The following is a 13,751-nucleotide window of genomic DNA, read 5'->3' as shown; positions in this document are numbered from 1 at the left end:
TATGATAAGATAAAATGAATACCGTTTCATATATATGTAGAGTGATGGATTTTACGTGAATCGGAGGTGGTTAGGTGGGACCCTCAGTTTAGTCTTATTTAATCAGTTAACCGCTTTACAAAAGACAACATCATTAACCAGGAGGTGACTCCTTGTTCTTTCGACAAAGAGCAAGGTTAAATGGACGATATTGTTAATCTGAGTATAGTCGGTGTTTTGATTGCTTTAACCGCTTTCTTTGTTGCATCTGAATTTGCCATTGTAAAGGTGAGAAGTTCAAGAATTAATCAGCTTGTTGCAGAAGGGTCTAAAAAGGCCATCATGGCGAAAAAGGTGACATCAAGGCTAGATGAATATTTGTCTGCCTGCCAGCTTGGAATTACGGTGACATCACTTGGTTTAGGGTGGATCGGTAAGCCGGCAGTGAAAGAACTTTTGGTACGCAGTTTCGGTTTGACAAACATTCCTGATTCAGCAATCAGCCTGATCTCAGCAACACTTGCGTTCTCTATTATTACCTTTTTGCATGTGGTCGTCGGTGAGCTTGCGCCCAAAACGCTCGCCATTCAAAAGGCAGAAAAAATAGCGCTTTGGCTGGCAGGTCCACTACATGCTTTTTATATCCTCATGTTTCCTGTTATTTATGTGTTAAATGGTTCAGCACGTTTATTAACCAAAATGATGGGGATTGATATGGATTCTGAAAAAGAGCATTCCCATTCGGAAGAGGAATTGAAAATTTTATTGTCTGAGAGCTTAAAAAATGGAGAAATCAATCCATCAGAATATAATTACATGAACAATATTTTTGATTTTGATAATCGAATAGCTAGAGAGATTATGATTCCGAGAAAAGAAATATGTGCCATTCCAGAAGATATGCCATTGGATGAAATACTGGCCATCATGACAAAGAAAAAGTATACACGCTTTCCTGTGTTTTCAGGGGATAAAGACCATGTCATTGGCATGCTCAATAAAAAGCAGCTCTTTTCAGATATTGTATATCAAGAAAAAAAAGATCAAATCAAGATCAAAGATTACATTTATCCAGTGATTGAAGTCATAGACACCATTCCGATTCAGGAGCTTCTCGTTAAGATGCAGCGCGATAGAATGCATATGGCGATCTTAACAGATGAATATGGCGGAACGTCAGGACTTGTCACGACAGAAGATATTTTAGAAGAGATTGTTGGCGACATTCGAGATGAATTTGATCAAGATGAGCAGCCAGTCATTCAAAAAAAAGCAGATCATCATTACGTATTAGATGGCAAAGTGAGATTGAGTGAAATTCAAGATTTCATTGACCTTGCCTATGATGATGATGAAATTGATACAATTGGTGGCTTAATCTTAAAGGAAAATATTGATATTGAGGAAGGGCAATCAATTTATATTGATGACATCTGTATAAAGGTTCTAGAAATGGACGGTCGATATATAAAAAAGATCGACCTGAAAAAAGGTATCACTTCATTAGAGGAAGGAACCTCACTGACTGGGTTTGATATAAATGAGCCGCTGTTAGTAAACGAAATGACCTTGAGCGAAAAATAAGCTCAAGGTTTTTTTAGGTATTTAGCCTCTTTTTATAGAATGTACGTTCGTATATAATAGGAACAAACGTTCGTTAGGGGGATGGACATGCTTTGGTATGAAACAGCTAGTATAACGGAGAAAAAAACCTCAATGAAACGAATTGAGTTTCATTTAAAGAACTTCAAAAATTATCAGGCTGCGATCTTAAATATTGAAAGGCAGCTTGAAAAAAGAAGCCCGCTGCATCAAGATCAATTGACGTGGAAAAAGCTTGAGGAACAGAAAAGCCAGTATGAACTGATTGTTGCATGTATTGAAACAGCTTTAAAAGAATTGGATGAAATAGAACGGCAACTAATTGATTATAAGTATTTTCGTGATTGGCGCATGGCAAAATGTGCTCTTGAAATCGGTTATAGTGAAAAAACGCTATTTTTATTGAAGCGGCAACTGATGGATCAACTACTCATCAGCTTAGCTGCCATCACCAACATTTAAACGAGCGCTTGTCCCATTTGATACAAGACGGCAAAAAGGAATAAAGAGCCTAAAATTGTCACAAGTAAATAGATGGTCAGTTTGCCTATTTGACGTTGCAGCAGCAAGGTAGCGGCTTCTACACTAAAAGTGGAGAAAGTAGTAAAACCGCCAAAAAAGCCAGTTCCAATGATCACAAGGAGTGGATGATTGGATACGATCACACCTGTAAGTAAACCTAAACCGGCTGCGCCTAATAAATTAATGAGAATGATACTATACGGGAAACGAGCATGTGTGTCTGCTTGCTGAAAATACTTGCTCATCGAAAAACGAAGCGCACTGCCAAATCCTCCAGCTATGGCTGTATAAAAAATAATCATTTATCTGTTTCCTTTCGTCTGCTGTTTCCTTTGATGAAATAGCTGCTGCGCTATGATGAGTCCGGTTAAGGCAGCAGCAACTCCGGCAAAAACTGAGAGCAATATATACATCATACTTGAAGTGAATTGCCCAGCCTGCAGAAGGAACACAGTTTCTTTAGAGAATGTGGACATCGTTGTAAAGCCACCGCAAAACCCTGTCCCGATCAAAGGGTAAACGAACCTTTTTTTCTGCTGAAACATAAAGGATCCTGTAACAAGGCCAAGAAACAGACTGCCTAAGACATTTTCAATCAGTGTAGCATAGGGAAAGGTTTGACTGAGGACAGTTTGACTTAGCTCATATCTGCATAGTGTACCGATGAATCCACCAATAAAAACGGCGAGATAAGCTTTCATTTCAATCATTTCTCCTTTTGAAAAAAAGTGGATGATCAGTAACCACTCCATCAATTGGGTATTTTTTTATACGATTGGCTGTTTTTTGATCTTTTATTGTCCATATAAATACATCCATCCCACTTGAGTGGATGCGGTCTATCCAAAAACGATTCATCATGGTTTTTTTCATATTTAGGCAATCAGCGAAGGTGCTGTAAACCGCTAATTTTCTTTTCATCAGTTTTCCAACTGATGGCTTAATAATAAAAGCTGTTTGAAGAGCAGGGCAGTAAGCTTTGATTCGTTGAAGCGCAGTGTCATTAAAAGATTGAACCATGATATGACGTGAATATGAGAACCGATTAATGATCTCGCTAACTGCCTTTTCAATGCCAATCTGTCGTTTTGGATGCTTTAACTCAATTAATATGCCGACACGTTGACTATATCTTTCAAGAATTTCTTGTAAGGTTGGCACTCGTTCATTGGCATACCTTTGATGAAACCAGCTTCCGGCATCTAGTTTTTTTAGCTCATCAAGTGTATACCCCATGACTGGTCCGCTGCCATCTGTCGTTCGATCAACTGTATCATCATGTATCACAACGACCTGCTGATCCATTGTAAACTGAACGTCTAACTCAAGATAATCTGCACCTTGCTGAACTGCTAAATCGAAAGCGGCTATCGTATTTTCTGGGGCATCGCTTGATGATCCTCTATGCGCAATAATATACACATGCTCCAGCTCCCTGCAATAAGTTCTGGTCTTATCATATCAGATGCTTTCTAGATTTTCCTTATTTACTCTATGTAAGGGGAGAAAGCAGTATGTGATATTCAAGGAGTGTGTGACTTCAATTCATGTCGTCATGTGAAAGTTTCAGGCATAAGTCATGCTTTTATTGAGTACATCTGAATGACATCAATTTTTCTTCGATCAATTTTGTCCAAATCGTCAGCGTTCCTCAAATTAATAGTGCTTTCGTCATATTGACTGAAAATTCTGATGTTTTTATAATGGTGAAAAGGAGGCGAGATGATTGGGTAAAGGGAGAATTAGAGTGGAAGAACGTATTAAGGTCGAAACGGATGCTGAAATGTTTAAAGCGACTCTCCTTGATCAGACTCAGAAGAAAAAGTAGTTTGTTGCCCGTCGATATGTCTCTAGCCAAAATTTCATAACTAATTATTATGCCTCGGGAGTTGTCCCGAGGTTTTTTGCATAGAGGTCAGACATTTAAGAGAGGACTTAAACGAAGATTATATTATAATAGAGAGGATTGCTTTAAAGGAGAGACAGACATGTTTACACAAAAATTTATGGATACGTATTTTACATTGGATATTGCAACCCAAATTGGGATTAGTCTTTGTATTTTATTGCTTTTTTTATTGCTTCGAAAGGTGTTTACGAATTATTTGTTTCATATTATTTTTAAATTGACAAATAAGTCTAAAACAGAAGTCTTTAATCAAATTGTAGTGGCGTTCGAAAAGCCTGCCAGAATGTTTTTTGTGGTACTAGGTTTATATTTCGCTTTAAGACAGGCGCCATACTTTGAGCACCATATGGATGTCATTATTAAGCTGTATAGGTCTTCAATTATATTGATGTTGACGTGGGGGCTTTGTCATTTAACCGCTTCTTCTTCCTTCTTATTTCAAACGGTCAAATCGAAGTTTGAATTAGAAATGGATGATATTCTAGCACCATTTTTATCAAAAGTGCTTCGCTTCATTATTATTGCACTGAGTATTAGTATCATTGCACAAGAATTTAACTATGATGTGAATGGGCTTGTGGCAGGGCTTGGTCTAGGAGGTCTAGCATTTGCGCTAGCCGCACAGGACACGGTGGCGAACTTCTTCGGAGGAGTTGTGATTATTACAGAAAAGCCATTTACAATGGGTGATTTTGTGGAGACACCGAGTGTGTTAGGTACTGTAGAGGACATTTCATTTAGGAGCACAAAGTTTAGAACACCTGCCGAAGCGGTTGTGACGGTTCCGAATTCCACACTTTCAAAAGAGCCAATTACAAACTGGACAAGAATGAATAAGCGGCAGATTACATTCTCGGTTCATGTTTCCTACAATACACCGAAGGAAAATATTGATAAATGCATCAAGCGTCTAAAAGAAATGTTGCAAGAGCATGATGGTGTTCATAAGGAAACCATTATGGTGAACCTCGATCTTTTGGCAGACAGCTATTTGAATTTATTTTTCAACTTTTATACAAACACAACTGTTTGGTCAGAGAACCTGAATATTAAACAAGACATTAACTTTCGCATTATTGATATTTTCCATCAAGAAGGCGTAGAATTTGCCTTCCCAGGTCAAACCATTTACATGAAACAAAAGGGTGAAAAGCAGACTAGTGAATAAAAAGGGGGAAGTGGTGTGGATCACATAAAAGTGGCAGCGCTAAGAGAAAAATTGGCACAAGCTGAACATATCACGGTACTTTCAGGTGCTGGGATGAGCACTGAGTCAGGTATCCCAGATTTCCGGTCAACAGGTGGATTATGGACAGAAGACACATCTCGGATGGAGGCGATGAGCCGGTCCTATTTTTTATCACATCCCCATCAATTTTGGCCAAAATTCAAGGAATTGTTTCAAATGAAAATGAGTGGAGATTACGAGCCAAATAGAGGGCATGCTTTTTTAGCCAACCTTGAGAAGCAAGGAAAGCACGTGGATATTTTCACTCAAAATATCGACGGCCTGCATAAAAAGGCGGGAAGCCTTCATGTCTATGAACTGCATGGTTCGATTCAAACAGCGACTTGTCCTTCATGTCAGACGCAATATGACCTCCCCTTTTTACTAAAAGAAGAAGTGCCGGTTTGTCAAAAGAATTCCTCGAGTGGCAAACCATGTGGTCGTGTGCTGAAACCAGATGTAGTTCTTTTTGGAGACAGGGTGCAGCATTTTGACCAAGTGGAACGGTCACTCCAGGAAACAGAGGTGTTGCTGGTCATTGGAACGTCCCTAGAAGTGGCTCCTGCCCGATATATTCCGGAAGATGCTGCCCGATTTCCTTCCATCTTTAAGGTGATGGTAAACTTGAGTGAAACAGAATATGATCCGTTATTTGATCTAGTTTTTCACGAACGGATCGGTGATCTCGTAGAATCTCTATAAAGACAAGCCCGCATCATGCAAAGGTGCGGGCTTGTTATGGTTCGTTCCAATTATTTATTGATGTAGTGGACTCATTGTTTCATCAAGTACTTCAAATGTATAACCCTTCGCTTTAAGCTGAGTGATAAGGCTGCCTAGATATTTAGCAGTAGCGGGCTGATCATGCATTAAAATAATTTTAGGTTCCTTTTGGTTTTTTGTTTCAAGCACATGTAGTTGGTTCAATACCTCTGGAACATATTTTGAGCTTTTATATTTCCAGTCAAGGCTATCAATTGTCCAATCCCAGTAAATAAAGCCTTTTTCTTTAAGACGTGTTTTTTGCTGATCTGTTAAATTCGGGACACTGCCATATGGTGTTCTCACAAGATGTGTATATTCTCCTGTGACAGATGCTAGAATGCGTTGATCTTCTTTCATTTCATTTACGGGAGAATCGCTATACTGATAGAAGCGTTTCACATCATGTGTGATGCCATGAAGCCCTAATTGATGTCCTTCTTGATGCATTCTTTTCACAGCTAATGGGTGCTCTTTGATTTGCCGCCCAAGCATAAAAAATGTCGCTTTGACTTCATATGCCTTTAACACATCTAATAGCTCGTTTGACGTAGCAGAAGGACCGTCATCAAATGTGAAAAAAATCGTTTTGTCCGTTACATGTTTGTTTGGATTGATCTTAAAATGTGCATCTAATGTTTTGGCTGAATCATCTTTTGCTTTCAGACTAATGCTGGTGTCTCGGAATTCACTGCTAGCAGACATTTCAGCTTTTTGATCTGCCGCTTGCATATTGGTTTTAGACACATCCCATATAAAAAAAAGAATAAGTGTGAGAATCACTAAACCAATCGCCTTTGAGAGAAGCATTACATTTGAAGGTGTCTGTTTTTTTGTAACCCGTTGCATTACAATCGCTCCAATAAATCAAAAAGTTTGTGTCGAATCATGTCTTGGATTTGTCTTTTTATAATGTATTTTGTCGTGCTCATATTGTGTAAGTATACAGGAAAATAGAGCCTATGAATATAGAAGATGCTAAAAAATTGGAATCTTTTTGGTTATGAATCTATATTTGTTAAAATAAAAGGTTATCCATGATGAAGATATGAAATAATTTTGAATCATCATTGAATCGTTTACATTTATCCGCTAAGATAGCATCAGAATCAACCATTAAAGCAAAGCGAAGGAGAGAATCCATATGAAAGTATTGTACAATGGAGATTTAATTGAAAAAAAGGATGCACGTGTTGATATTGAGGACAGAGGTTATCAATTTGGTGACGGTGTCTATGAGGTCATCCGTGTTTACAATGGTACTTTGTTCACGTTAAAAGAGCACACGGAGCGTCTTTTCAATAGTGCGAAAGAAATCGGCATCTATCTGAAAGGTACGGTATCGGATATGGAAGAAAAATTAAAGCAGCTAGTTGCTGCCAACCAATTAACAGATGGCGGCGTGTATATTCAAGTCACAAGAGGAGTAGCTCCTCGTAAACATCAATACAATGATTCTCTCATCCCTCAAATTACGGCTTACACGTTTCAGGTGAAAAAGCCTGTTCAAGAGCAAACAGCCGGTGCAAAGGCATTGTTATCAGAGGATCTTCGCTGGTTAAGGTGTGATATTAAAAGTTTGAATCTCTTATATAATGTCATGGAAAAACAAAAGGCTTCTAAGGCGGGGGCGTTTGAAGCGATTTTAGTCAGAGACGGTTTTGTGACAGAAGGAACCTCCTCGAATGTATATGCAGTCATTGATGGAGTCATTCGTACACACCCAGCAAACAATTTAATATTGAATGGAATTACCCGCAGGAAGCTGTTAGAGGTATGTGCTGAACAAGGTTGTAGCGTGGAAGAAACACGTATCAGCAAAGAAGAGCTACTCTGTGCACAAGAAATCTTCATCAGTTCAACTACTGCTGAAGTGGTTCCGATTACTGAATTAGAAGGAAAGCCAGTAGGAAAAGGTGTTCCTGGAGATATAACGAAGCGTATACAGGAAGGTTTTCAACAAAAAATCAAGCATGAAAGTGAAGCATCCATTTCCTCATAAATGAAAAAGGCTGTAAACATTCGCTTACAGCCTTTTCTTATTTATTTCACAATAAGCACAGGGATATCTGATTTTGATGAAAGCTTTTCACTGACACTGCCAAACAGCATTTTTTTCAATCTGCTTTGGTCACGTGCTCCCATCACAATGAGGTCCGCTGATATTGTTTCAGCATATTCGATAATCGCATCTGCTGGTTCTCCCTCGACAATTTCAATGGCTGCTTCAAATTGTTCTTCATTTAGGATCATCTTCGCTTCAGTGACTACCTCTTCTGTATGATCTTCAAATATGGGATTTTGCTGTTCATCATGAGGCACATACACTGGAGGTATTTGAAGATCTGCCATTCCGCCGCCGATATATGCGCCGTCAGTTATTGGACGAGGGGCATCAAACACTTGTCTGTTTGATTTACCATCATGTGCATAAGCGACTGTCAGCTTGGCATGAAAAGTTTTGGCTAGAGCGATTGCCTTTTTTAATGCTTTCTTACTGTCTTCATGTCCATCAAACGCAACGACCATCCGATCAGCTTGAAACAATTTCCTCATTCCTTTCAAAAGGAGTCAATACAATCATGGTATACCCGTTATGAGGAAAAGATACACATGAAGGCACAAGTCTTTTTGTTAGAAAATTTCATTTATTGAAAAATATTTATTGACAAAATAGTGACAGTTACTATAAGATAAAAAAAGATTCAAGAGCCAAAAGGAGGAAATGTCATGTGCAACATTGCCAGAATGAAACCAAAATGCATAAATGGGTTGATTCACGTGACAGTCACACCTTCATTGGTCATTGAAAAAGAACAGTTTTGTTCTAATTGATCGTATGATATCAAGGCGTATGTTGCGTATTTGTCAACATGCGCCTTTTTCTTATGTATGAAAGAGGCGTACCAGTTTAGCTGGTTGCCTCTTTTTTTGTTGAATACATTTCGTTTATCGAAATAATGGAATGTGATCAACGATTCAATAAAAGAGGAGTGAAAGCATGTGAATATGCCAAAAGCAAGAAAAATGACAAACGTTAGGAAAAATAAACAGGGTGACAGCCGGGAAAATGTAGAAAGCGGTTAGCTTTAAAAGGGAGAGACAAACATGTTTTCAGTATTTGTGAAATTAGGCTGGTTCTTTAAACAAGAGTGGAGGCGATACACAATCGCCATTACGTTACTGCTCATTCTGAACGTAATTGAAATGCTGCCGCCTAAATATCTAGGGCAGGCGGTTGACGACATTCGTTCTGGTCAATTTACTTCATCTAGTATTGTGTTTTACGTGACGGTCTTTTGTTTTCTTGGTGTTGTGGTCTATACGCTAACATATGTTTGGATGTATCAGTTATTTGGTGGCGCAAATGTCATGGAGCGTGTGCTGCGCAGAAAGCTGATGCGTCATTTACTGAAGATGACACCTACGTTTTATGAAAAGAAAAAAACAGGCAATTTAATGGCTTTAGGTACAAATGATTTAAATGCCATTGCGTTAACGACGGGTTTTGGTGTGCTGACATTGGTTGATTCCACGGCTTATATGCTCACAATCTTTTTTACAATGGGTCTTACTATTAGTTGGAAATTAACCTTTATGGCCATGATCCCAATGCCGCTAATGGCGATGTTGGTTACTTTTTATGGAAAGAAAATTCATGAACGGTTCACGGTTGCTCAGGATGCATTTGGCGATATGAACGATCGTGTGCTTGAGTCAGTAGCAGGTGTACGCGTCATTCGGTCATTTGTACAAGAAAAGCAAGATGTCGAACGCTTTCGTCAAATGACAGATGATGTGTTTCACAAGAATATGCGTGTCGCGATCATTGATTCATTATTTGAGCCGACAGTAAAATTGCTTGTTGGAATCAGTTACTTGATTGGGATTGGTTACGGGGCATATCTCGTGTTTCAAAGTCATTTAACACTTGGTCAACTTGTGGCATTTAACGTATACCTTGGGATGATGATTTGGCCAATGTTTGCTATTGGTGAGCTGATTAACATCATGCAAAGAGGAAATGCATCGTTAGATCGGTTGAACCATACGCTTAGCTACAAGCCAGACGTGACAGACTTAGATGAGCCAAAGGCTTTACAAGAGCCTGGAGATATTCAATTTGACCATGTTACATTCAGATATCCCGCCTCTTCTAAAGATAATTTAGTCGATGTATCCTTCACTGTTCGAAAAGGGCAAACAATCGGGATTACAGGAAAAACAGGAAGCGGCAAAACAACAATCGTCAAACAGCTCCTGCGCCAATATCCTTCAGGTGATGGACAAATATTACTTTCTGGTGTCCCTATACAAGAGATTGAATTAGATCAATTGTATCAATGGATTGGATATGTTCCGCAAGACCATATTCTTTTTTCAAAAAGTGTAGAAGAAAATATAAGATTTGGCCATAGGGAAGCTGGAAAGAATGAATTAGCGCAGACGATCAAAGACGCCTACTTTGAAAAAGATGTCCGCCTACTGCCAAAAGGTTTAGAGACAATGGTTGGGGAAAAAGGTGTCGCACTTTCAGGTGGACAAAAGCAGCGAATTTCGATTGCACGTGCCCTTTTAATTGACCCAGAGATTTTGATTTTAGATGACTCGTTATCTGCAGTAGATGCGAAAACAGAAACCGCCATCTTAAAAAATTTAAGACAAAATCGTCATGGGAAAACGACGTTTATTACGACACACCGTCTATCAGCCGTTGAGCACGCAGATATCATTCTTGTGATGGAGCAAGGACGCATCGTTCAGCAGGGAACGCATCAAGAACTCATTCAGCAAGATGGATGGTACAAAGAACAATTTCTGCGTCAGCAACTGACAAACCAGTTGGAAGGAGGGGATGAGGCATGACAACAGGAAGAAGACTCCTTGCCTATGCACTCCAATATAAAAAGATGTTGTCCGTTGCCTTGATCTTTCTCATTATCGCTGTGGGCGCCGAGTTGACAGGACCATTTATTGGGAAGAAAATGATTGATGATCATATTCTAGGTGTTGAAAAACCGTATATTCAAGTGAATGAAAAAACAGAAGAAACGGTGAATTATCGGGGAAAAGAGTATATACGGCATGACCGATTAATAAGTGGAAACGAAACAGGAAAGAAAATCAATGTGGTTCAAGTCGGATTCGGTTACTATTTTGTTGATGAGCCAATTCGTTTTGATGGAAAACGCACTCTATCTGGAAATGAGCTGACCATTGAAAATGGAAAACAGCGCAAAACCTATCAAGTAGAACGCTTATCAAAGGCTGAGATTTTTGCTTTTTATCAGCCAGAAATAAGCGGTTTAGTAAAGCTTGTTCTGTTCTATTTAGGGCTATTGATGATCGCTATTTTCTTTCAGTATGGACAGCATTATTTACTCCAGCGTATAGCAAATCGCATCATTCAAAAAATGAGGATAGATGTATTTGAACATATTCAAACACTGCCGATTCGCTATTTTGATAATTTACCAGCTGGAAAGGTTGTTGCAAGAATTACCAATGATACGGAAACCATTCGAGATTTATATGTGACGGTATTGGCGAATTTTGTGACAAGTGCCATCTACATGATCGGAATTTATATCGCAATGTTTTTATTGAATGTCAAGCTAGCACTCATTTGTTTGCTGGCAGTGCCGATTATCTTCTTATGGTCGATGACTTACCGAAAATTTGCATCGGTGTACAACCACCGGATACGTTCAATCATCAGTGAGATCAACGCCAAGCTAAATGAAGCCATTCAAGGAATGACGATCATTCAAGCGTTTCGCCATGAAAAAGCGACGAAGGAAGAATTTGATGCACTAAATAACGACCACTTTAATTATCAGCGGAAAATGCTGCATTTAAATTCGCTACTTTCACACAACTTAGTCAACCTGCTTCGTAATGTTGCCTATGTGGCGCTCATTTGGTACTTCGGAGGCGCTTCATTAAGTGCGACAGGCATTGTATCCATTGGGGTGCTCTACGCATTTGTGGATTACTTGAACCGATTGTTCCAGCCGATTACAGGTATTGTGAATCAATTTTCAAGACTAGAATTAGCAAGGGTTTCATCTGAAAGAGTCTTTCAACTATTAGATGAGCCAGGAACAAAAGTGGAGGAGCCCGTTCAGCAGAAAATCGAAGGACACGTTGCTTTTCAAGATGTTACCTTCGCTTATCATGAGGGGGAAAACGTGCTAAAGAACATCACCTTTGAAGCGAAAAAGGGGCAAACTGTTGCTCTAGTAGGGCATACAGGTTCTGGGAAAAGCTCGATTATGAATTTGCTGCTGCGTTTTTATGATATTCAAAAAGGAGACATTCTCATTGACGGGGAAAGCATTTATCATAAGTCTCGTCAAACCTTGCGTAAACAAATGGGCATCGTCCTGCAAGATCCATATTTATTTTCTGGAACCATTGCATCAAATGTAAGTTTAGGGAATGAAGAAATTAGCAGAGAAACGATCGAATCTTCTCTTCAGCAAGTAGGTGCAACAGAGTTATTAAAGCACTTGCCTCAAGGATTTGATGAACCTGTAGTCGAAAAGGGAAGTACACTATCCTCTGGTGAACGTCAGTTAATCTCGTTTGCCCGTGCACTAGCGTATGATCCAGCGATCTTAATTTTGGATGAAGCAACCGCCAACATTGATACAGAAACAGAAGCCATTATTCAGAGAGCGCTTGATGTAGTAAAAAAAGGGCGTACGACCTTAGTGATTGCTCACCGATTATCCACAATTAAAAAAGCCGATATGATCTTGGTTTTAGAAAAGGGTGAAATTGTGGAGCGCGGCAACCATGAGCAACTAATGAAAGAAGGTGGGCTGTATGCCCAAATGTACGAACTGCAAAAGGGGACTGTCGCTAGCAGTTAAAAAGAAAAGCCGCTAGAAAAAGTGATCATAACGGAACGAGTCTCTTTCAATCGAAAGGGGCTTTTTCTATGTGAAAAATATTTTCTGACTCTTTATGAACATATGGTGCATGTTGAGAAGCTTTCGGTGCCGCTTAAGATCATCCGATACAATACGAAAAAAGCCGAGGCTTTTTCCTGACACCTCAGCTTTTTGCTTGTCCTATACGGTTTGCACTTGTTAAATAATTAGTAAGCGATGCCAACTCGATGATGCACAAATTCCTTTGAATTTAATTGCTGATACAAAAAATGTGCGGTATCTTCAACTGAAATTCTCTTTCCATCTATCGGGAGAAAGTCTTTCTCATAGCGATATGATCTTGTCACCTTTCCATCTGGTAAATAGGTAGGACAAATAATGGTCCAATCTAGATCAGTCGATTGAAGGATTTCAAATGCTTTGGCATGCTCTTTTGCTGCTCGAGTAGTTGTCCGCTTCGATTCATTTGTTTCAAAGCGATACAGCTCCGGCTGTTGCCTTGCCTTTAGGATACCCGCAGTACCAATCGAGATAATCCTTGATGTACCTGTTTGCTGCATGGCTTGTACGATATGTTTCATTGAAACAGATAAGGTATCATCTCCATCTGTTGACAGACAGCTCACAACGATATCTGCTCCCTTGATCGTGGCAAGCACATCCTCTTGATTTCTTGAATTGCCGGTGACTTGAAACATACCCGCAAGCATTCCTTCCCGATTCGTTCGAATCAATGAACGAACCATGTAACGGTCATCTACGTGAACGAAACGAAGAAATGCTTGTCCTACACGTCCATGAGCACCGAAAAGAGCTATTTTCATCTGTTCGATCCCTCCACTACATACTA

14 protein-coding genes are annotated in these 13,751 nt (G+C 39.3%); 8 read left to right on the top strand and 6 right to left on the bottom strand.

The features are described from left to right. The first annotated feature begins 180 nt into the window (after nt 1–180). Together ABVJ71_RS07100 and ABVJ71_RS07095 are read left to right on the top strand one after the other, a co-directional pair. Entirely contained in the window at nt 181–1,563 is a 1,383-nt protein-coding gene (locus ABVJ71_RS07100) for a hemolysin family protein (protein WP_353856260.1), read from the top strand. Between the two features lie 87 nt (nt 1,564–1,650). Beyond that, nucleotides 1,651–2,043 (top strand): transcriptional regulator, encoded by a 393-nt coding sequence (locus ABVJ71_RS07095; RefSeq protein WP_353856259.1) that lies wholly within the window; start codon nt 1,651–1,653, stop codon nt 2,041–2,043. Here the strand turns inward: ABVJ71_RS07095 and ABVJ71_RS07090 are convergent. From ABVJ71_RS07090 to ABVJ71_RS07080, 3 genes are read right to left on the bottom strand one after another with little or no spacing between them, the layout of a single operon-like run. Beyond that, nucleotides 2,040–2,405 carry a CrcB family protein gene (locus ABVJ71_RS07090; protein ID WP_353856258.1) on the bottom strand — a complete coding sequence of 122 codons (366 nt, stop codon included), beginning with the start codon at nt 2,403–2,405 and terminating at the stop codon, nt 2,040–2,042. The two genes, ABVJ71_RS07095 and ABVJ71_RS07090, sit on opposite strands and share 4 nt — an antisense overlap. Then, nucleotides 2,406–2,804 (bottom strand): fluoride efflux transporter CrcB, encoded by a 399-nt coding sequence (gene crcB / locus ABVJ71_RS07085; RefSeq protein ID WP_353856257.1) that lies wholly within the window; start codon nt 2,802–2,804, stop codon nt 2,406–2,408. Nucleotide 2,805: 1 nt separating this feature from the next. Further along, nucleotides 2,806–3,525, bottom strand: a complete 720-nt coding sequence (locus ABVJ71_RS07080; protein ID WP_353856256.1) for a glycerophosphodiester phosphodiesterase family protein — start codon at nt 3,523–3,525, stop codon at nt 2,806–2,808. 304 nt (nt 3,526–3,829) lie between these two features. Here ABVJ71_RS07080 and ABVJ71_RS07075 point away from each other — a divergent pair, with 304 nt between their 5' ends. The 3 genes from ABVJ71_RS07075 (at nt 3,830) to ABVJ71_RS07065 (ending at nt 5,942) form a co-directional block, all read left to right on the top strand. Beyond that, the gene (locus tag ABVJ71_RS07075) at nt 3,830–3,931 is read left to right on the top strand and encodes a YhdX family protein (protein ID WP_226567105.1); all 102 of its coding nucleotides are present in this window, start codon (nt 3,830–3,832) and stop codon (nt 3,929–3,931) included. 160 nt (nt 3,932–4,091) lie between these two features. Continuing rightward, nucleotides 4,092–5,180, top strand: coding sequence for a mechanosensitive ion channel family protein (locus tag ABVJ71_RS07070; RefSeq protein WP_353856255.1), 1,089 nt, complete (start codon nt 4,092–4,094; stop codon nt 5,178–5,180). 15 nt (nt 5,181–5,195) lie between these two features. Then, nucleotides 5,196–5,942 (top strand): NAD-dependent protein deacylase, encoded by a 747-nt coding sequence (locus ABVJ71_RS07065; protein ID WP_353856254.1) that lies wholly within the window; start codon nt 5,196–5,198, stop codon nt 5,940–5,942. A 54-nt stretch (nt 5,943–5,996) separates the two neighbouring features. On the opposite strand, the gene ABVJ71_RS07060 is transcribed toward ABVJ71_RS07065, so the two are convergent. Next, nucleotides 5,997–6,851 carry a polysaccharide deacetylase family protein gene (locus ABVJ71_RS07060; protein ID WP_353856253.1) on the bottom strand — a complete coding sequence of 285 codons (855 nt, stop codon included), beginning with the start codon at nt 6,849–6,851 and terminating at the stop codon, nt 5,997–5,999. A gap of 295 nt (nt 6,852–7,146) precedes the next feature. On the opposite strand from ABVJ71_RS07060, the gene dat reads away from it, so the two are divergent. Then, nucleotides 7,147–8,004 carry a D-amino-acid transaminase gene (dat, locus tag ABVJ71_RS07055; protein ID WP_353856252.1) on the top strand — a complete coding sequence of 286 codons (858 nt, stop codon included), beginning with the start codon at nt 7,147–7,149 and terminating at the stop codon, nt 8,002–8,004. Nucleotides 8,005–8,045: 41 nt separating this feature from the next. Here dat and ABVJ71_RS07050 read toward each other — a convergent pair whose 3' ends face one another. Further along, entirely contained in the window at nt 8,046–8,549 is a 504-nt protein-coding gene (locus ABVJ71_RS07050; protein WP_353856598.1) for a universal stress protein, read from the bottom strand. Between the two features lie 561 nt (nt 8,550–9,110). Here ABVJ71_RS07050 and ABVJ71_RS07045 point away from each other — a divergent pair. Beyond that, complete coding sequence (locus ABVJ71_RS07045) at nt 9,111–10,868, top strand: ABC transporter transmembrane domain-containing protein (protein WP_353856251.1); 1,758 nt, start codon at nt 9,111–9,113, stop codon at nt 10,866–10,868. Beyond that, nucleotides 10,865–12,880 carry an ABC transporter ATP-binding protein gene (locus ABVJ71_RS07040; RefSeq protein ID WP_353856250.1) on the top strand — a complete coding sequence of 672 codons (2,016 nt, stop codon included), beginning with the start codon at nt 10,865–10,867 and terminating at the stop codon, nt 12,878–12,880. The genes ABVJ71_RS07045 and ABVJ71_RS07040 overlap by 4 nt, the downstream gene beginning before the upstream one ends. A 227-nt stretch (nt 12,881–13,107) precedes the next feature. On the opposite strand, the gene ABVJ71_RS07035 is transcribed toward ABVJ71_RS07040, so the two are convergent. Continuing rightward, entirely contained in the window at nt 13,108–13,725 is a 618-nt protein-coding gene (locus ABVJ71_RS07035) for an NAD(P)H-binding protein (protein WP_353856249.1), read from the bottom strand. Nucleotides 13,726–13,751 lie beyond the last annotated feature (26 nt).

The organism is Bacillus sp. Bos-x628 (assembly GCF_040500475.1).
In the GTDB taxonomy this organism is placed as follows: Bacteria; Bacillota; Bacilli; order Bacillales; family Bacillaceae; genus Bacillus; species Bacillus maqinnsis.
The sequence above is the reverse complement of the archived record's forward strand: the minus strand, read 5'-3'. Positions and strand labels throughout refer to the sequence as shown.